This is a genomic window from Gimesia maris (genome assembly GCF_008298035.1).
Taxonomy (GTDB): Bacteria; Planctomycetota; Planctomycetia; order Planctomycetales; family Planctomycetaceae; genus Gimesia; species Gimesia maris.
Genome location: NZ_CP042910.1, coordinates 5,550,231 through 5,569,731, shown reverse-complemented (window position 1 = coordinate 5,569,731; position 19,501 = coordinate 5,550,231). Strand labels below are relative to the sequence as shown.

Here is a 19,501-nt window from a genome sequence, read left to right as displayed (position 1 = left end):
TATGTTGCGTGCCTTGATCTCTTTCAGTATCCGGGAACCGCTGATCATGCTTTGCGCAACGGCGCTGCTGATCGGGTTCGGGTGGTTCAGTGTTCGCGAAGTTCCCATCGATGCCATCCCCAATATCGGCGAGAATCAGGTGATCATCTTCACTGCCTGGCCGGGACGTTCTCCCAAGGATGTGGAAGACCAGGTAACCTATCCTCTCTCGGTTTCGATGCTGGCCGTACCGGATGCAGAATCGGTCCGAGGAAAAAGTCTGTTCGGTTACAGTTTTGTGCAGGTGACCTTTAAAGACAGCACCGACTTTTACTGGGCCCGTTCCCGCGTTGCCGAGCAACTGGGGACAGCGGCTGCGTTGCTGCCGGAAGGCGTTGTTCCCACCCTCGGACCGGACGCTACGGGATTAGGTCAGGTGCTCTATTATGTGCTCGAGCCGCCCCCGGAGATGAATCTGGCTGAGATACGCAGCCTGCAGGATTTCGTCGTGAAATATGAACTGCAGGCAGTGCCCGGCGTGAGTGAAGTGGCCAGCGTCGGCGGTTACGTGAGGCAGTACCAGATTGAAATCGACCCGGATAAACTTCGCTTTCACGATATTCCCCTTGATCAGGTCACGGATGCGGTTCGAAAATCAAATATCGATGTCGGTGCTAAAACCGTTGAATCAGGTGGCATGGAATATATTATCCGTGGTCGTGGCTTTATCGGGGCTGATCAGGATACCAGTCAGGCCGTCAGTGATATTGAACAGACTGTGATACGCTCCCGCGAAGGGGTACCTATACGCATCCGTGATCTGGGAAGTGTGCAGCTTGGTCCGGAGTTTCGGCGTGGTGCCATTGATTTAAATGGTGCAGAAGCTGTCGGCGGCGTGGTGGTGATGCGGTTTGGCGAGAATCCTCGCAAAGTGATAGACCGGATCAAACTGAAAATGTCGCAGATTGAGCCCAGTCTCAAAGGAGTCAAATTTGATCTGATCTACGACCGCACGGGGCTGATCAATGAGACGATCGGTACATTGACCACGGCACTCACACAGGAAGTCATCATAACAGCAGTTGTGATCCTGCTGTTTCTGCTGCATCTGCGTGCGAGCCTGGTCGTCGCTATTACCTTACCGATCGCAGTTCTGATGGCATTCATCGCCATGAATGTCTTCGGCATTGATGCGAATATCATGTCACTTGCCGGTATAGCGATTGCCATCGGGACCATGGTCGATATGGGGATTGTCGTTTCAGAATCGATCTATGATCAGCTGGCGGAGTGGGAAGCCAAAGGGAAACCGGGAGGTAAAGCAGCTCGATTGTCAGTGATTAATACTGCCGCGGCAGAAGTGGCTCCCGCTGTGGTGACAGCGGTAATGACGACGGTGGTTAGTTTTTTTCCGGTCTTCATGCTCACTGGAAGGGATTATAAGCTCTTCGCTCCGCTGGCCTGGACGAAAACGTTCTCGATCACTGCTGCCCTGATCGTGGCAATCACGCTGGTTCCGCTGTTGAGCCGCCTGTTTCTGGCTTCACATCAAAGAACACACCGTCGAAGGACTCTGATTTCGGTCGTGTTTGCTCTGGTCTGTGGATTGCTGGTCTGGTCTGCAGGAGAGACTCTTGTCAGTCTCACGTCGATCAGTCTGATTGCCTTGACTGCTGGAGCAGTCATTGCCGGGGGAAGCTGCAGCTACTGGATATTGAGCGAACGATTGCGGCCCGTTGATGAAAATCCGATCGGGAAAATGATTCACTTTCTCTACGAACCAACACTGCGCTTCTTTATGCGGTATAAGTTGCTTTTCTTCTCGTTTCCCACTCTCGTTGTTTTACTGGGGATGGGAGCCTGGATCGGCATGCCTGCGGTTCTGAAGCCTTTTGAAAGCGTGGCTCGCTTCCTGGGCGTCGATGCCGATGAAGTGCCCGGCTGGGTAGAAGCCAAACATCTGTTTCCGGGACTGGAATCGAATGACTGGATTGCTCTGGATGAAGGAAGCTGGTTCTATATGCCGACACTGTATCCTGCTGCCAGCTTTACCCAGGCGATGGAAGTTCTGCAGACGCAGGATGCGCTGATTAAAGAGATTCCCGAAGTGGAAAATGTACTCGGGAAAATTGGTCGCATCGATTCAGCACTCGATCCGGCTCCGGCTGCGATGATTGAAACCTACGTAATGCTCAAGCCGGTGGAAGAGTGGCGGGAAGGAACCACTTCGAAAAAGATCTGGGAACAGATCAACGCGGTTGCCACGCTGCCAGGCGTCACGCCGGCGTCTCCGTTGCAGCCGATTGAAGGGCGGGTGATCATGTTGCAGAGCGGAATCAAAGCGCCAATGGCCATTCGTATTTTCGGCGACAGCCTGGATGGGCTTGCGCAAGCTTCGATTGCCGTGGCCGATCATCTGAAACAGATTCCACAGGTGAATGGGGCTACGGTGAACCCGGATATCGTACTGGGAAAACCTTATGTTGAATTTGATGTGAACCGCGAAAACGCAGCCCGGTACGGGATGTCGACTGCGATGGTCAATGAGATTATTGAAACAGCCCTGGGAGGTTCGAATGTCACCCGCACCGTCGAAGGACGCGAACGCTATCCGATTCGTGTGCGCTATGAGCGGAACCTGCGTGAGCAGATTGACGAGTTGAGTCGCCTGCCTGTCGTCACCCATTCAGACGAAATAATTCCTCTATCTCTGCTGGCGGAAATGAAAACGACCTGGGGGCCGGGTGCGATCAACAGTGAAGATGCCCGCCTGGTGGCACATGTCTCGTTTTCTGCTTCGGGGCAGGAAGGCGCGCTGGAGACGGTCGCTGCTGTTGAGCAGAGTCTGCGGGCAGCTCAGGAGGATGGTTCGCTGGATTTACCAGCCGGCTATGCATTGCAGGCAGTGGGTTCCTTCCAGAATCAGGTGGAAGCAAACAACCGCCTGATGTGGGTGGTCCCGCTGGTGATTTTGACGAACCTGTTTATTATCTACCTGCAGTTCCGTAATTTTCCGATCGCACTTGCGGTCTTCTCCGGGATCCCGGTCGCGTTTGCCGGGGGAATGATTCTGCTGGCGGTGAATGATATTCAGATTAATACTGCGGTCTGGGTGGGTTTCATTGCGCTGTTTGGAATTGCCGTCGATGATGGGGTGGTGATGGCGACCTATCTGGATCAGGTCTTCACGCGCAAACGATTAAAGAACGTGACTGATATTCGCAATGCCGTTGTGGAGGCGGGGCTCAAACGAATCCGCCCCTGTCTGATGACTACCTTCACGACGATCATTGCTCTGCTGCCGGTAATCTATTCGACCGGACGAGGGTCAGATGTCGCGAAAGCGATGGCCTGGCCTGTGATTGGCGGTATGACGGTTGCCTTACTGACACTGTTTGTTGTTCCGGTGATCTTTGCCGCGTACAAAGAATTTAAAATGAATCTAGGACTGGATGATCCCCACTGGGCGGGGACGGAAGATGATTTTCAGTCCGTCAGTTAGTCAGTCGGTATCCAGTTCCGGTTTTCTGGCTTGAACAGGTGGATCAATGCCTGTGATGACATAGACAGGATTGCCGTCTGCAGCCTGTTGTTCGACCACAGAATGCCATTCGATGCTGAACGCCCTGTATTCCGGATTGAGGCTGTTATAATCATGAATCCAGTTGATTGAATTGACCAGGGCGCCGTTCAGATAAGCTCCTTTGAAAAACGTCTGAACCAGATAAGTTCGATGCAGACGGGCTCCCGATAATCTTGCTCTCGAGAAAATGGCGCTCTGAAGATTGGCGGCTTCCAGGTTTGCATCGATCAGGTTGCTTCCCAGGAATCGAGTCTGAATCAGTCGGGCCTTTGAAAGATCGGCGCCCTGCAAATCCGTATCAGTGAAATCCGCTTTAAACAGGGATGCAGAACTGAAATTCGCCCCCTGCAATACCCCTTTGACGCCGTGCACTTGAAGATTTTTCTGACTCAGATCCAGTTCATTAAGAAATGCACCGCTCAAGTTGACCGTTCTACCTGCCGCCTGTTCGAGTTGCAGGAACTCCATCACCGTGACCTGTCGCAAGGGTGTCGTTGCTTTGGGAGGCTCGACATCCATGAGTCTGAGTAATACATCAGATTCGGGACGGCTTCCCCGCGGACTGTTCTGATAGAGGATGTTCAATAACGTGCTGCGATACAGTTCCTGATTCAGCTTCTTCACCGCAGGTGGGGTTTGAATATTGATATTTACTTTGGGTTGTATCTTTGATGGCGATAGGTTCTGCATGATATTTGATCGGAAAGGTGGCTTCTCTGATTTATCCGGTGAGATCTGGATCAGCAGAATACCAAATGCAATCCCCACTGCTACCCAGATGTGATCGCCCATCGCATCCAGATAACGGACGGCAAGGCGATGCAGCAACTGTGTGAACTGGTAGAATTCGTGCCTGAAAGGGAGAATCACCAGCCCGATAAAAGCGGCGACAAACAGCTCCAGTTCTGCGAAATCCTGCATCCTGTCCGTGACTCGCTCCAGCCAGTTGGTCGTATGATCAAGAATGGGAATTGCAATACTCAGCAGCAGCAGGCCAGAGATCAGGAGTTTAAATCGGGTCGTCATAAAAACGCAATGACAATAGGGGGGGAAACAGAATTACAGCTCGTATTTTGACAGGTGTGACCCGGGTTTGCAAATCGGGGTATCGGTTAAGCCAGTCTGCCTGACAGGACTGTGGAAAAACGTCTGTTGCTCACTCGACGTCATTAGGTTCTGACTGCTTGAGAATTTGAGACCAGTGCTCCTGCAGAGCGGGAATGTCGAGGTCCCCGTCCCACTGTTGATTCCAGACGATGCCGGTCTGCGTCTGATGATCGGGTCTCAGTCCGAGTAACATGCGATGATAGATGGGGCTCACTTTGAGATCTACCGGACTCTGTCCTTCAGCCAGCGCCTGCAGCGTGAGTCTGATCATGGCTGCAAACCCGCGGTTGGTGAAGGGTTGCTGTAACTGTTTCTGCAATTCATCGACGTGTTTTAAAACGGTCTCTATTGCAGAGAAGTCACCCGTTCGAACCAGCGCGCACAAGGGGATGAACTGCTGTTTTTTATCCGAGCGCTCCAGGAGCGTTTGCAGGACCGGTATGGCACGCGGCCCGGCACAATCGGCATATAGACAGCAGACGGCAGCTTCCCATTTCGTGTTTTCGTTGTCGCTGAGATCAATTTCTTCTGCAACAACCTGCTTCAAAACCGCCTCCGCCTGCGGGCTGCCAATCTCGGAAAGACAGTAGGCGATGCGCGTAGGCAGGAACGGGCTGATATAGTCTCTGTCGAGGGTTTTTTCGAGCGTCTCACTTAACGGATCGACGACCTCGGGGCCACGCTGGATCAGTCGCGACATCACACTGTGAACGGTTCCCGGATAGAAGGGGGAAACGCTTCCCATTGATCTGATCAGTCCCGGAGTGGAATTGGCCTGGGTCGTCGTGACAAAAATCAGAATAAACGAAACCGTCAGCGCCAACGCATTCACGCTGAACGGAATCAGATCCTTCCGGAGGGAATCATCCTTATTAATGAGTATCTGCTGAATTCGATACAACAGAAACATGATCCAGCAGAAGAGGACAGCCAGACCTGCCCCCAGGGGAATGATCAGCAGGAATCCCAGGACGAAGACAGGGACTCCGAAATACAGAAACCGTTTAGTACCAGTAGAGAGCGGCCGATTGAAAATCAGCGTAATCAGCAGCCAGATGAAAAAAACGCCGATCAGTGAGTTCAAAAACGGCGTATGGACATCAGTCACACTGTTCACGCAGTTCATACAGGCTTCTGCCGCATGCGCTGGCAGAACCAAAAAAAGAACGACAGAGAACAGGGCAACTTGTTTCATCAAATCGGTAACAGCCTAGCAGCTAAAGGATCGGAATGAGCTGTTAAGTCGGCGGTCTTTTTCCCATGCTTCCAGGGTAGAGTCTGAATGCGTCAGCAAATAAAATTCTCTCCGCCTGGCTTTGACGGGCGTAAACCGTTTCAGATCTGCGGAAGGAATCACCGTCTGAACGTATTGACTGCCATTCTTGAGGCGATGAACTATCTGGTATTTATCGTCCTGCTTCCAGATTTCAATCGTATTTACGATATCACTGGAAAGCGGAGAAAAGCGATGGAGTACTTCACCTGATTGCTGAGCTATCCGGGGGGACGCGTTTGCGTTGTGCTTTGTCAAAAATTCTGAAATCTGTGAACCGGGCAGGATACCAGTCTGTACCAGAAGGAAACAGCCTCCGATGCAGAGGACTAACAGGCAGATAGATAGAATTGGTTTCGAGAATCCTGTCTTTTTCAGATTGCGAATGGAAATCATGAGTATCACTCCATCAGGAATAAAAGTATGACATGGGAATATTCTTGATTCTAAATTCCACTCTGCTGACTCTCAAGATGAATCAGACTTCAAATCTCAAGTGCGACGTTTCCTGTTAAAGAGGATTTCAGGCATCCATCACTTGCAAGACGGCTGGTAAACACGATCCAAAATTATTTTTGCGGAAAAATTGTAGAAACTATATTGACGTGACGATAGTTTATGTGTAAAGTAATTACGTAAGGAACAAGACATGACACACAAACAACTGCAACAGGAAATCAAGAAGAAGCAGGCCTTCGAGTCCCCTGAGATCGAGGCGGTTCTGAATGTATTGCGTACCAGCGATCAGTATCAGAATCGTCTCGGCAAGTTGTTTCGTATATATGGTTTAACCTGTTCACAGTATAACGTTTTACGGATTTTGCGTGGGGAGGGGCGTCCCCTGCCGAGTCTGGAGATTGCCAGTCGGATGATTCAGGTTGTTCCCGCCATTACCGGGCTGATTGACCGGCTGGAAAAACTGGGGCTGGTCACCCGGAAACGGTGTTCTGCAGACCGCCGCGTTGTTTTTGTCGCATTGACAGAAAAAGCGGTGACGTTATTAAAAGAGATAGATGAGCCGGGACGGGAACTGCATCAACGGCTCATTGGTCACTTGACAAAGTCAGAACTGAAAGAGTTAAGCCGGTTGCTGGTCAAAGCCAGGAAGTCTGGTGCAGTAACGGAAATAGCAGGTTGAAAATTTTTTATCCAAATAGTTTACATGTAAGCTAAAGTTGTACTGTTCAGTAGAGGAGTCTCAAAATGATTCAGGTTCGTAAGTCGAAAGAACGGGGTCACGCTGATCATGGCTGGCTCAAAACGCACCATACCTTTTCCTTTTCTACCTATCAGGATCCGGAACACATGCGATTTCGCGCTCTGCGGGTGATGAATGAAGATGTGGTTCTGCCCGGTCAGGGATTCGGTACACATCCCCATAATGATATGGAAATCGTCACGTATGTTCTGGAAGGAGCACTCGAGCACAAAGATTCAATGGGTAACGGAGAAGTGCTGCACGCGGGCGAATTCCAGCGGATGTCGGCAGGAACGGGAATCACTCACAGTGAATTTAACCCGTCGGACAGTGAAGCGGTGCACCTGTATCAGATCTGGCTGTATCCGGAACAGAAGGGGATTGAACCCGGTTATGAACAGAAACGCTTTCCGGACAGTGAGCAGCAGAATCAGTTAAGGCTGGTTGCTTCACCGCAGGCCGAGCAGGGGGCGTTGAAGATTCACCAGGATGCACAGATATTTCTGTCGAAGCTGGATTCCGGACAGCAAGTGACTCATTCACTTTCGACGGGGCGGCATGCCTGGCTGCAGGTTCTGCGCGGCGCGGTCCGTCTGAATGATGTATCACTGGAAGTGAGTGACGGTGCTGCCGTCAGTGATGAGGAACAGTTATTTATTACCGCGACAGACAATGCCGAGATCATGCTGTTTGATCTGGCCTGAAAAAATAAGAATTCAAATCATCCATACAATTCAAGGAGAGAGAGTGATGTCACAACACCCGATTCAAGGTCTGGCGAGTCTGTTCGGTCGAATCATGCTGGCGACGATATTTTTCATGAGTGCCGTCGGAAATAAAATTCCCAACTTTGACAACATTGCCGGGTACATGGCTTCTGAGGGAGTTCCCCTGCCGAAGATCATGCTGGCGGGAGCGATTGTGTTTCTGATTGCAGGCAGTCTGTCACTGATTGCCGGTTTCAAGGCGCGCCTGGGGGCCGGGTTACTATTTGTCTTTCTGGTATTGGCCACGTATTATTTCCATGACTTCTGGACCATAGAAGACGCACAGGCAAAGCAGGGACAGATGATTCACTTTATGAAGAATCTGGCGTTGATGGGGAGCATGTTATTTGTGATGGCGAATGGAGCGGGTAAAATGAGCCTGGACAATGCACTGGCTTCAAAGTCTCAACCAGATCCCAGAACAGCGTAAGATCTCACTGTGACCAATGCCGGTTGGTTCAGCCTTAAATCAATCTCTCAAAGTCAGAAGGAGTCGATTCAGATGTCTCAATCGAAAATACTCGCATTTGCGGGCAGCACGCGCCGGAATTCTTATAACAGACAGGTCCTGCAGATCGCCGTTGCCGGAGCCCGTGCCGCGGGTGCCGATGTTACCGTCGTCGATCTTAAAGATTACCCCCTCCCCCTGATGAACGAAGATCTGGAACGGGAAGAAGGGACTCCTGAAGCGGCAACACAACTCAAACAGTTGTTCTTTGAAAACGACGGTTTGCTGATTGCTTCGCCGGAGTACAACAGCTCGATTACTCCCCTGTTGAAAAACACAATTGACTGGGTATCACGAAAGGCAGAAGGGGAATCGCCTCTGCAGGCGTATCGAGGCAAAGTTGCTGCTCTGGTGTCCGCTTCTCCGGGAGTACTGGGGGGCCTGCGGGGGCTGGTCCACGTGCGCTCAATTTTGAGCAACATTCAGGTCACAGTCTTACCAACCCAGGTCACGATATCCAATGCTGCCCAGGCATTCGATGACGAAGGCCAGCTCAAGGATACCTCGCTGCAGCAGAACGTCGAGAGTCTCGGTAAAACTCTGGCAGAAACAGTGAGTAAACTGACCAGCTGATCCGAAGTGATTTTGCTGTTGGTTCAGAATAAAGCCCGGAAGACTGCATCCAGAGTCTTCCGGGCTGTTTTTATTGAATCCTCGTTTATTTCAAGTTCACTGGTATGGCTCTGCTGCTGACCGGCTGCGTTACCTGATTGAGTCTTTGCCCCCTCAAAATCGCCTCTGCCAGGCCTTATAACCAGTACGATCCTGTTTAACCGTGTGACCGACAGGGTGATCTCTCTTCTCTTCGGTAAATATTCGTATTGCGTTTTTATTCTGTCCTAGACTTTTAACACGTCACGAGATGGAAAAATATTCACTTGTGACAGATCAGTGAAGCCGAAAGGAAGTAATTCAGAAGACTGAGAGCGAACGACAAGTCAACTGAATGGTGTAACCATTCCGCACGAGCAATTTAAGCCGGGACTACTAACGTGACTGACATTCATTCAGAATTAATCTATCTGCAGGCATTCCGTGATGCCGTTGATGAAGCTGGAATTGTGGCCATCAACGATACAAAAGGAAGAATCCTGGACGTCAATGATAACTTCTGTCAGATCTCAGGTTATACTCGCGAAGAGTTAATTGGTTCCGATCATCGTATTTTGCGTTCCGATCAGCATTCCAACGAATTTTTTAGAGAAATGTATCGCACCATCCGCCGTGGCAAAACATGGCGGGGTGAGATCTGTAACAAAGCCAAAAACGGTCGTTTGTACTGGGTGAATACCACGATCGTTCCCATGTTCAATGATCAGGGGAAAATCGATGGCTATCTGGCACTGCGGATTGATATCAGTGAGCAGAAGCGACTGATGCAGCGCCTGCAGCACCTGGCACACCATGACCCGCTGACGGGACTCCCGAATCGGGTTTCGATACTGGAGTCCATTCAAAAAGTCATTGACCGAAAATCTGGTAAACATTTTGCGTTACTGTTTATGGATTTTGATCGCTTCAAACTGATCAATGACAGTCTGGGACATGATGTCGGAGATAAACTGCTGGAGGCGATCGCAGACCGGTTGCGTAAAACGGTTCGGGCTTCCGATACCATTCAGGCCGCGCGACTGGGAGGCGATGAATTTGTCGTGCTCCTCGAAAATCTACACTCGCCTGATGATGCCATCCTCGTGGGAAATCGTCTGCTGGAGACTTTATCGCGGCCTTATATTCTCGGCGGATATACTATCTATTCCAGCGCGAGTATTGGTATTGTGACCAGCGAACATCGGTCTGAAACGGCCAGCGAAATGCTCAGTGATGCTGACCTTGCCATGTATGAAGCCAAGGCAGCTAAGCAGGACAGACCGATTGTTTTCGATCGGGTATTACGCGATAAAGCACAAAAGCGACTCTACATTGAGAACCAGCTGCGCGATGTCATTTCACGGGACGAATTGAAACTGTTCTATCAACCTATTATTGATCTGGAATCCGGTGAGTTACGAGGCGTCGAAGCTTTGATCCGCTGGTTCCACCCCGAATGTGGCATGATACCTCCTGATGAATTCATATCTGTCGCAGAAGAGATGGACATGATTATTCCCGTCGGTAATTTTGTAGTAGATGAAGCCTGTCGGCAACTGGCAGCCTGGCGTAAAACACTGGGGCCTCAGGCACCTGAGAATCTGCATGTGAATGTGTCTCGAAAACAACTGGAGCATCCGACACTGGTTTCTATCGTGGCAGAAGCGTTGGAAAAACACGAGATTCCGGCAAAGTGCCTGCATCTGGAAGTAACCGAAAGCATCATTATGCATGACCGCGAGGCATCCATTGAAACCTTGAATGACTTGAAGAAACTGGGGGTCAAACTGGATGTCGACGACTTTGGTACCGGTTACTCATCCTTATCGTGCCTGTGTGATTTTCCTATCGATGTATTGAAACTGGATCGGGAGTTTATCAAAAGATCCGATCGAGACCGCGAAGTCCTGCTGATTCACGCTCTGATCATCCTGGCTGAAAAGCTGGGTCTTGAGGTGATCGGGGAGGGCATCGAAAATATCGAACAGTTGCAGCTTCTGCAGGGGCTGGGATGCCGACTGGGGCAGGGCTACTTTTACTCGAAACCAATCTGTGGGGATGAGATTGAAGAGTCGATTCTTGCCAGCAAGTGGCACGCCACTCCCCTGATCAATGTCTGATCAGCGATGTATCATCGTGACGGTTGCTTATACTTCCTTCAGTAATTCCTGCAGTTCGTTCCACAATCCGGGTGCGACATCACTGGGATGATTTACTGCCAGCTGTTTGAACTCCGTTTCAAAATCCGTTCCACGAATCAACGACAGCGCAGCAGCCACGATGGCGGGGGAACGGCTCATTCCGGCACTGCAGGCAACCAGGGTTGGCACTTCTTCCTGAATCAGTCGGGCTACGGTTTCGACTGCCGTTGCTAATACGACAGGCTGGTTTTCCGCACCATCAATTAAAGGGAGTCGACAGTAAATGATTTCCCGTGTCAAACGCACTGGCGGTTCTTCCAGTGCCAGATCGATAACAGCCGCGATACCCAGGTGAAGCACATTTTTGACGTCATGTGAATCCCGGGTATTCCCGATCCATAGCAGGTTGGAGAGAATTTCTCGCATATCGGGCGTCCCGTCTGAATGAACAGCAAGCACGGGCAGAACATCGCTGCTGACTTCACTTTAACTGATGTGTCATGATCGAGAAGCTCAGCCGCCGGTGCGCCGCTGCGTGAATGTGCTTTTCTTACTGGTATTGGCAGGATTCTCTGTTTTGGGCACTGCTGACCGCATCAGTTGCGCACGCTGAGGAATCTTCTTTTGTGATTCCTCAGTTGATTTTTCCTGAGCAGCGCGTGTGGCTTTTTTGGCCAGTTTCTTCTTGGCGACCCGCTTTTCCCGTTCCTTCTTTTTCTGTATTTTATTCTTTGCCATCTGGCAATGCTCCGATAAAGAGATGTTTTTGAGTTAAGATAAACCGTTATTGATCGACAGCGGAGCCTGATTTGACTGATCAGGAGCAGAGGCCGACAAAAGGCGTCCTGTATTATACTCAACTCCGGTCAAATTTGGTAGAATACATTTTCAGGAGGAAATCATGCAGGAAGAAGCCAGTTATATCTGTGATGCCTGTGGCGAGGAAATCGTGATTCCCGTCGATCTGACAGCTGGCGCAGACCAGGAATATGTCGAAGACTGTCCGGTCTGCTGTCATCCCAATGTCATTCATCTTCAGGTGGAGCCCGATGGAGACGTCCGCATCTGGGCCGCCGGTGAGTGACGTAGCTTGAGTGATGAGTTATTTACTCTTCCGCCGGACCCAGGTAAGCAAAGCGGGGCACCAGTTCTCCGTTTACTTCTACAGATTCCAGAAACATGACTTTGGGACGCACCCAGAGTCCCCGTTCGCCGTACTCCGGGCGATAGACGACGAGTTCTTCATCCGTTTCGCTGTGCCGCGCCACGCCGATTACGGTATAACTGTTTCCTTTATAATGGCGATAGTGCCCCGTTTTCATAGTGTGTTTCCAGTTGAGTGTCTGTCTCGTTGTAATGGGAATTCAGGATGCGTCGACAGCATCGATTTGAGGGTCGTATTCCCCCCGGCGTGCTTCGCGGTTGCATTTGGCACGATGATTCAGTGCTTTCTGAGCTGCCTGAGTATTTTCCGCCTTACCTGCCCAGAGTTCCATTGCCGGTTGCTGAATGGCACGCGCAAACGAGAAGGCCAGTGCCCAGGGGACCTGCGATTTATATTTCACGTTCATGGCATTCAGGCGGGCGGAAGCCAGTTCGCTGGACTGGCCACCAGACAGAAAGGCTACTCCTGGAACGGCGGCAGGGACGCTGTGGCGAAAACATTCGATGGTAGCAGCTGCGACCTCTTCGACGGTTTCCTGGATCCGGCAATCGAGCCCCGGCACGATCATGTTCGGTTTGAGAATCATTCCTTCCAGCAGGACACGCTGTTGATACAACTGTTGAAAGACGGCTCGTAACGCTTCCTCGGTGACTGCAAAACAGCGGGACAGACCGTGGTCTCCATCCATCAGCACTTCCGGTTCGACGATTGGTACCAGTCCCGCTTCCTGACACAGGGCAGCATATCGGGCCAGCGCATGGGCATTGGCTGCATAGCAGCCCGGAGTCGGCAATCCGGGGCCGATGGTAATCACCGCCCGCCACTTGGCAAAACGGGCTCCCAGTTGTGCATATTCTGTCAGTCGATCCCGCAATCCGTCCAGGCCTTCGGTTACTTTTTCGCCGGGATGACCTGCCAGAGCTTTGGCACCCGCATCGACTTTAATGCCGGGGATGATCCCGCTGTTCATCAGCACGCTGACAAGGGGAGTGCCATCCGAAGTCTGTTGACGAATGGTTTCGTCATACAGAATCGCACCGCTGATTGATTCACTCAGTCCGGGAGTCGTCGCAATCAGTTCGCGGTAAGCGTAACGATACTCTTCGGTCTGTGGGATCCCCAGTTTTTCAAAGCGTTTGTGACAGGTGGGGGTGCTTTCATCCATTGCCAGCAGACCTTTGTCATCGGCTACCAGAGCATTTGCCGTATCAATTAACTGTTGCCTGTACATTGAAATATCTCCCCTGCGGGTCGTGGACGAAAAAGTCTTGTACTCTGTCTATGATATCGCGCAGAACACCAGTGCTGAAAGGATCGTGGAACGAATGCTTATTGAAAAAAACGATTAATAGAGTTTGGCTCTACCTTAAAACGAAACTCAAATATGCTCGGAAAGCGCCTGTTGAAGAGGACAGTCGGCAGGCGTGGTGGACTCACTGCGATAATGTTTCAGCAGTTCTTTGGAACGTTGTGCCAGCAAACGTCTGACTTCGCGACGTTTCCCTTTGACCCTTGGGATTTTCATCGAATCATAAGCCGTGGTCTGATGTCGCATCCAGGCGATGACAGCGGCTTCCGCCCGCTGTTCCACGGGGATGCGTTTCGTGCGTGCTACGGTGCCACTGCCGACCGGGGTGGCATGCGCAGTGATCGCCTGCGCGAGCTGATTTGCCAGATCTGCATGAGCCGGATGAAACGCCAGAAACTGGAGTACCGATTCATGAAAATCTTCTACATATTCGGCCTGTTGTTTTTCACGTCGCTCTGCAGCAGCAGCCTGCTTTTTTGCGTACGCGGGAGTGGCGCGTTCGGCTTCCAGTTCTTCGCGCAGCCGTTCAATCGACTCCGCCGGAGCCCAGATGCCCTGAGAAAATGTGCGTCGCCCTTTCTTCTCCTGCACGCTCCAGAAGTCACCGGCGGCCTTGACCCGCCGCGTTAAACCGGCATCCCCCGGAGGCAACAGAGACCAGCCGGCAGGGATCGTATGAATGGTGCCATCAGCGGCTTTGACGGTGTCAGGAGTGGGACCGGGAGAAAACGTGTTTGCACTCATGGCGCATGAGCATCCTTGCTGAAATAATACATATGAGAGAATTTGATCAGGGAACCGGCTTCATAGCATTTCTGGAGAGTGATCGCAACTGGTGGAACCAGTCGATGGGCCGGCTGGCGTTGAATCAAGGATCAAGATCGAGATATGGTTCACTACGTTCATAGTGTTCCAGTCGGGTCTGGCAATTGGCTTTCTCGTGTTTCGGTGCGAGTGCCAGTGATTCTTTTGCCAGTCGAACCGCCTCATCAAAACTTCCAGTAGCAGCATGAGCGGCAGCCAACGTTCCCAGGTCATTCCATTCTGGGGTTGTCATCAAATCGCAATTTCGTTTAGCCAGTTCCAGTGACCTACTGCCATCTCGAACTGATTCATCGGGGCAGGTCGCCAATAGCCAGGCCAACCCATTATAAGCATGTGCCGAATCCGGATGATTCTGAATGGCTGTTTCATAATCCTGTTTTGATTTGGTGTATTCGTGCAGTTTAATGTAGGCTGCCCCCCGGAAAGGCAGTAGTTCCGCAGACTGTTCTCCCAGTTTCCAGGCGTGGGTATAGTCCTTGATTGCCTGTTGATAATCTTCAAGGTAAAAATTCAGAAAACCCCGCTCCAGAAAATTGGATGAATTCAAGGGATTCTTATTAATCGCATCTCCATACGCGTTCATAGAGCGTGCTTTCTGGAACTCGGCTTTTGCCAGGGATATTTCACCTGAATTCAGATAGCAGTAACCGCGGCAGACCAGTATCTCGGCTGTTAATTCCGAAGTTTCTTCAAACTTTGAAAAGTCGTTCAACGCCTTTTGATATTGCCCGGCATCGAAATAGAGATTTCCCCGCTGTTGATAACTGGTGATGTCTTCGGGATTTTGTTTGATGGCTGTATCAAAGGGGTTGAGCTCCAGGGCACGTTTATAATCTGCATTTGCCTGTTGTTCTTTTCCGATTTTGGTAAAACAATAGCCACGCCAGGAGTGAAGTTCCCAGGAGTTTTTGATCCATTGGAGTGCCTGCGTGTAGTCCTGAATCGCTTCAGAATATTTCTGGAGAGAGAGAAAACAGTTTCCCCGTTCGCTGTAATAGGAAGACTTGTCAGGTGCCAGCTCAATCAACCTGCTGAAATCCGTCAGTGCCGTTTCAAACTTTCCCGTTCTGGAATATGCATAGGCACGATTCCTCAAGGCGTCTTGCAGGTCTGGCTTGAATTCCAGGCAGCGGGTCATTTCCTCGATGAATTTTTCATCTTCATCCATTATCCCATAGATGGCACCTCGGTTTAAGAAGGCATAGTGATTCTGAGGGGCCAGTTCAGTAATCGTATTGCAGTCATCCAGTGCCTGCTCGAGTAGATTCAACTGAATACAGGCACTCGAACGGTACAGGTAAGCTTCGACATTATCGGGTTGCTCTTCAATCAATTGACTATAAGAGGCGATGGCAGCTTCCAGTTTCCCCTGACGTAAAAACCGATTTCCTTTGGCACTTGGAGAAAAATGGGCTTTCAGCATCCCATACAGTTCTCTGGTCATTACATAGAGAAACATTCCACCAAATAAGAGGCCAATCGTAATAGCAATCAGTTTGTCTTCCATTGCTGGCCTGTCTTGATACTTGATATAAGGTATGAATCGCTGGGGACGTAATCGCTATTGCAGATCAATTTTTTGTCTGATGCCATTATATCAGAACATAAAACTCAGATCACTAATAGAGAGTGTGTCTGGTCAGATAGCCGCCATGAGGCTGGCGGATGTGGACTGTTCGCATCTGGTTGCGTATTCTCATAAGCTGTCAGGCCATTAAACACTGTTTCTGGAGATCTTGATGACTCGAATATTTCTGACTGTTGTAGGCCTGGTCTATCTGCTGCTGGCCCTGTGGTGCAGTGTGGATCCTGCTTCGACCTCGCGTTCAGTCGGTTTTACTCTGCAACCTGGTTCAGGGCAGTCTGAATTTCTGGTCCTTTATGGCGGTCTGGAACTTGCGCTGGGAATCATTTTTCTCTGGCCCCTCTGGCAGCCTGGTGTCACACGTTATTCACTGATCGTCTGCGTGATCGTGCATGGTTGCCTGGTGCTGTTTCGCAGCGGCGGATTTTTCCTGTTCGAGGGGATCGGTTCAACCACCTATTCACTGGCTGTGGGTGAATGGCTGATTTTTCTGATCAGCCTGGGATTTTTAATTAAGTCTTACCGGTTGGATATGCAGGTACAGTTTGAAAGAACTGAAAATGATTGAACTTAATGTTTGATATGTGTATACCTGAACTGGTCGCTCTCAGTCATACAGGACTGGCACTCACGGTGATTCAGATCTTCAGTAAAGGGGGAATGATGGCATATCTTGGCTGGTTACTACTCGGTTTGATTCTGGGGGTGGCGATTTCATTTCCTGTCTTGAAAGCATTCAGACGAAAAACATCTCATCAGGATTCTGTGGTTCCTCTGCTCAAATCACATTTTCATCCCTCACCGATCGGTGCGATCACGATTACTGAGCGTACCTTTCCCATGCGGGTGCGGGCAGATTTGCAGATCGCCATTGATCAGCTGTTTGGCGAGGGGATTACAGTCAGGCATTTTTGTGGCGTGCGTGGAGAATTCAGCCATCATGGGGTCAACCTCTCTGACTGTCTTATTGAAAACCGGCATTCAGCAACAGTGACAATTCCTCCTGAGTATGAAGAAGTCGATGTCGGAGTCGAACAACCGGTGCGTGTGCTTAAAATCGGGCTTTGGCTGCTGGAAAAAGAAGCGATTCGCTTTGCCGCTTTTCTGACACCAGCTGGTCATTATGGACAGGTAACTGGTGTTAAGCTTCAGGTAGGTACTCCGAATACAACCCAGGGGACCAAAATTGCGCAGGAGTATTTCAGCCATCTTGAGAAGGCCATTCAACAGGCCAGATCCTATCGGGGAAAAGTACTTTCCCTGGAACAACAGGAGCATTCCTATTCAGGCGAATCTAAGGGGATCACCGTGCATCAGTTGCGCGAAGTCACACGGGATCAGGTGATTCTGCCTGCAGCGACACTGGAACTTCTGGAACGGAATGTGATTCAGTTTGTCAAACAGCGAGAACGGCTCTCTCAATTCAAACAGTCGACGAAAAAAGGGATTCTGTTTTACGGTCCGCCTGGAACCGGGAAAACTCATACGATTCATTATCTGTCCAGGACACTCCCCGGGCATACCACACTATTGATCTCAGCCGAACAGGTCGGGATGCTGGATGAATACATGACACTGGCCCGACTGCTGCAGCCCAGTATTGTCGTGCTTGAAGATGTCGATCTGATTGCCCGCGACAGGAACCACATGGAGAGTCCCTGTGAAGAAGTTTTGCTCAACAAGCTGCTCAATGAAATGGATGGCTTAAAGCCGGAAGCGGAAATTCTATTCATTCTGACAACGAATCGGCCGGAAACCCTGGAAGCAGCGCTCGCCTCCCGTCCCGGTCGCGTCGACCAGGCGATTGAGTTTCCGCTCCCGGATACAGAAGGACGACGCAAACTGATCCATCTTTATTCAGAAGGTGTGACAGTGGGTGCTGAGGTGATCGACGATGTACTCAGGCGAACGGCAGGCGTTTCCGCGGCGTTCATTAAAGAACTAATGCGACGGGCAGTTCAATTTCATCTCGAACGCGAGGGGACGGGTGAGATTTCCAGCGCCGATGTGACGAATGCCCTGGATGAGATGCTGGTCAGCGGCGGTTCTTTGAATCTGAAACTATTAGGCGCAACCGGTGTCACAGTCTGAATGTGAATCAACACGGCAATCACGATCACTTAAGACGATTGTCGCTGCAGTGATTTTCTCAGTTTCAGCACGGCCTGTTCTTTCGCTTTGGCTTCCACTTCCACTGTCAGTTCAAGCGACTCCCAGCAGCGGGGAAAATCCTGGATATCGATGAAATCGTGATGTCGGTTTGGTCTGGGGCCCTGCCAGCCTTCCAGGGGACTGGAGATGTGAAACAGCGGTTCGCGATTCCAGGTCCGGAGAGCCTGTGCTGTCGCTTCTTCGATGGAGAGTTCATCGCTCAGGCAGCGGTGATGGTGGGCATCGTAAACCAGCGGGATCCCTGTTGCCTGGCACAAGGGGAGCAGGTCACTGGGGGTGTAAGTTTTATCGTCATTCTCGACCGTCAGGCGGCTGCGTACGCGACGGGACAGACGCTTCACATTTTTGGCGAAGCGTTTGAGAGCCGCTGTTTTCTCTCCGTATCCACCGCCGCCATGGATATTGACGACGTCGGCGTCGACCCATTCCGCCACTTCCGACTGATACTCCAACTCGGCGATTGATCGTTCGACGACTTCCTCGCGAGGCGAATTCAAAACGACAAACTGATCAGGATGAAAACAGGTGCGGATGTCATGCTCACGGGCATATTTGCCACACTGTTGAAACAGCTCGACAATCGCTGTTCCTTCTGGCAGGTCGCTCATTGCGTATCCGCATTCCGGATGCGTTTTCAAAGGCAGGATCTGACTGTTAATGCGAAAGCAGCCGATACCATGTGAGGCACAGAATTCGAGCGAGGACTGAAGTGCCAGTGCATTTTCCCTGCAGAGCCGCGCCAGCTTTTCCAGTGCCGCGGTACGTTCCATCTGACTGTTCGCTTTAACGGTGGTATTACGGAATTTGATCGGTTCTTCCAGGAACTGACAGCAGAGTCCCAGCCGAAGCTTTGTTGAGAATTTGGATGAATTCTTCAAGGTATCAGACTTTCCAGTTCATCCATGTGATACTGACCTGGAGCACGGCGGCGATTGAAACCCAGATGAAATACGGGATCTGAGCAAACACTACCCAGCGGGAATATCGCCAGACAGCGATGCTCATCCAGAGAATCGAGGTCCAGACCACGAGGATATCCAGAGTCGCCAGTGGTAAGTTTCTCAGTCCAAATAACAGTGGTGTGAAGCTGAGATTAGCCAGCAGATTAATGGCGAAGGGAATTGAAGTCGTTGACGGGAATTTTCGACGCGCGGTCTGCAGAAAGACATACCCGAATGAGATCAGAATAATCGGATACAGTATCTGCCAGATCAGGCTGATTGTAGACGGTTCCGGAGTCCAGTATGGTTTGGAGAGCGTGTTGTACCAGTCGAGCCAGGTCATTTCGGTTGATTTCT

Annotated in this window: 20 protein-coding genes; 9 read left to right on the top strand and 11 right to left on the bottom strand. The window is 50.7% G+C overall.

Translation table 11 applies throughout. The features are described 5' to 3' along the window. Position 1: 1 nt before the first annotated feature. Positions 2-3,481, top strand: a complete 3,480-nt coding sequence (locus GmarT_RS20650; protein WP_002644013.1) for an efflux RND transporter permease subunit — start codon at positions 2-4, stop codon at positions 3,479-3,481. On the opposite strand, the gene GmarT_RS20645 is transcribed toward GmarT_RS20650, so the two are convergent. From GmarT_RS20645 to GmarT_RS20635, 3 genes are all read right to left on the bottom strand, one after another. After that, entirely contained in the window at positions 3,482-4,588 is a 1,107-nt protein-coding gene (locus tag GmarT_RS20645) for a pentapeptide repeat-containing protein (RefSeq protein WP_002644014.1), read from the bottom strand. Between the two features lie 130 nt (positions 4,589-4,718). Then, entirely contained in the window at positions 4,719-5,795 is a 1,077-nt protein-coding gene (locus tag GmarT_RS20640) for a HEAT repeat domain-containing protein (protein WP_044236156.1), read from the bottom strand. Between the two features lie 84 nt (positions 5,796-5,879). After that, complete coding sequence (locus tag GmarT_RS20635; RefSeq protein ID WP_002644016.1) at positions 5,880-6,338, bottom strand: hypothetical protein; 459 nt, start codon at positions 6,336-6,338, stop codon at positions 5,880-5,882. Between the two features lie 253 nt (positions 6,339-6,591). On the opposite strand from GmarT_RS20635, the gene GmarT_RS20630 reads away from it, so the two are divergent. From GmarT_RS20630 to GmarT_RS20610, 5 genes are all read left to right on the top strand, one after another. Next, positions 6,592-7,080 carry a MarR family winged helix-turn-helix transcriptional regulator gene (locus GmarT_RS20630; protein WP_002644017.1) on the top strand — a complete coding sequence of 163 codons (489 nt, stop codon included), beginning with the start codon at positions 6,592-6,594 and terminating at the stop codon, positions 7,078-7,080. 65 nt (positions 7,081-7,145) lie between these two features. Continuing rightward, positions 7,146-7,844, top strand: coding sequence for a pirin family protein (locus GmarT_RS20625; RefSeq protein WP_002644018.1), 699 nt, complete (start codon positions 7,146-7,148; stop codon positions 7,842-7,844). A gap of 46 nt (positions 7,845-7,890) precedes the next feature. Next, positions 7,891-8,337 carry a DoxX family protein gene (locus GmarT_RS20620; RefSeq protein WP_002644019.1) on the top strand — a complete coding sequence of 149 codons (447 nt, stop codon included), beginning with the start codon at positions 7,891-7,893 and terminating at the stop codon, positions 8,335-8,337. Between the two features lie 72 nt (positions 8,338-8,409). Then, positions 8,410-8,988: an NADPH-dependent FMN reductase gene (locus GmarT_RS20615; protein WP_002644020.1), complete on the top strand. Its 579-nt coding sequence runs from the start codon at positions 8,410-8,412 to the stop codon at positions 8,986-8,988. A 419-nt stretch (positions 8,989-9,407) separates the two neighbouring features. Next, positions 9,408-11,126 (top strand): putative bifunctional diguanylate cyclase/phosphodiesterase, encoded by a 1,719-nt coding sequence (locus tag GmarT_RS20610; protein ID WP_002644021.1) that lies wholly within the window; start codon positions 9,408-9,410, stop codon positions 11,124-11,126. A gap of 27 nt (positions 11,127-11,153) precedes the next feature. On the opposite strand, the gene GmarT_RS20605 is transcribed toward GmarT_RS20610, so the two are convergent. Next, complete coding sequence (locus tag GmarT_RS20605) at positions 11,154-11,573, bottom strand: dual specificity protein phosphatase family protein (RefSeq protein WP_002644022.1); 420 nt, start codon at positions 11,571-11,573, stop codon at positions 11,154-11,156. An 87-nt stretch (positions 11,574-11,660) separates the two neighbouring features. Beyond that, on the bottom strand, positions 11,661-11,885 hold the full coding sequence (locus GmarT_RS20600) for a hypothetical protein (RefSeq protein WP_002644023.1): 225 nt from the start codon (positions 11,883-11,885) through the stop codon (positions 11,661-11,663). A gap of 163 nt (positions 11,886-12,048) precedes the next feature. On the opposite strand from GmarT_RS20600, the gene GmarT_RS20595 reads away from it, so the two are divergent. Further along, complete coding sequence (locus GmarT_RS20595; RefSeq protein WP_002644024.1) at positions 12,049-12,231, top strand: CPXCG motif-containing cysteine-rich protein; 183 nt, start codon at positions 12,049-12,051, stop codon at positions 12,229-12,231. 22 nt (positions 12,232-12,253) lie between these two features. Here GmarT_RS20595 and GmarT_RS20590 read toward each other — a convergent pair whose 3' ends face one another. The 4 genes from GmarT_RS20590 to GmarT_RS20575 all read right to left on the bottom strand — a co-directional run bounded on the left by GmarT_RS20590 (position 12,254) and on the right by GmarT_RS20575 (position 15,953). Next, complete coding sequence (locus GmarT_RS20590; protein WP_002644025.1) at positions 12,254-12,469, bottom strand: DUF1653 domain-containing protein; 216 nt, start codon at positions 12,467-12,469, stop codon at positions 12,254-12,256. 42 nt (positions 12,470-12,511) lie between these two features. Further along, positions 12,512-13,543, bottom strand: coding sequence for a class I fructose-bisphosphate aldolase (locus GmarT_RS20585; protein ID WP_002644026.1), 1,032 nt, complete (start codon positions 13,541-13,543; stop codon positions 12,512-12,514). A gap of 147 nt (positions 13,544-13,690) precedes the next feature. Then, positions 13,691-14,365, bottom strand: coding sequence for a DUF2293 domain-containing protein (locus tag GmarT_RS20580; protein ID WP_002644027.1), 675 nt, complete (start codon positions 14,363-14,365; stop codon positions 13,691-13,693). A gap of 124 nt (positions 14,366-14,489) precedes the next feature. Then, entirely contained in the window at positions 14,490-15,953 is a 1,464-nt protein-coding gene (locus tag GmarT_RS20575; protein WP_002644029.1) for a tetratricopeptide repeat protein, read from the bottom strand. Between the two features lie 232 nt (positions 15,954-16,185). Between GmarT_RS20575 and GmarT_RS20570 the strand changes: the two genes are divergently transcribed. Both GmarT_RS20570 and GmarT_RS20565 read left to right on the top strand, forming a co-directional pair. Next, a complete protein-coding gene (locus GmarT_RS20570) occupies positions 16,186-16,599 on the top strand; it encodes a DUF4345 family protein (protein ID WP_002644030.1) in 414 nt (137 codons plus the stop codon). Between the two features lie 5 nt (positions 16,600-16,604). Further along, the gene (locus GmarT_RS20565) at positions 16,605-18,122 is read left to right on the top strand and encodes an AAA family ATPase (protein ID WP_002644031.1); all 1,518 of its coding nucleotides are present in this window, start codon (positions 16,605-16,607) and stop codon (positions 18,120-18,122) included. Positions 18,123-18,151: 29 nt separating this feature from the next. On the opposite strand, the gene uvsE is transcribed toward GmarT_RS20565, so the two are convergent. Next, complete coding sequence (gene uvsE / locus GmarT_RS20560; protein ID WP_002644032.1) at positions 18,152-19,081, bottom strand: UV DNA damage repair endonuclease UvsE; 930 nt, start codon at positions 19,079-19,081, stop codon at positions 18,152-18,154. Positions 19,082-19,085: 4 nt separating this feature from the next. Next, the gene (locus tag GmarT_RS20555; RefSeq protein ID WP_002644033.1) at positions 19,086-19,487 is read right to left on the bottom strand and encodes a TspO/MBR family protein; all 402 of its coding nucleotides are present in this window, start codon (positions 19,485-19,487) and stop codon (positions 19,086-19,088) included. Between the last annotated feature and the right edge of the window lie 14 nt (positions 19,488-19,501).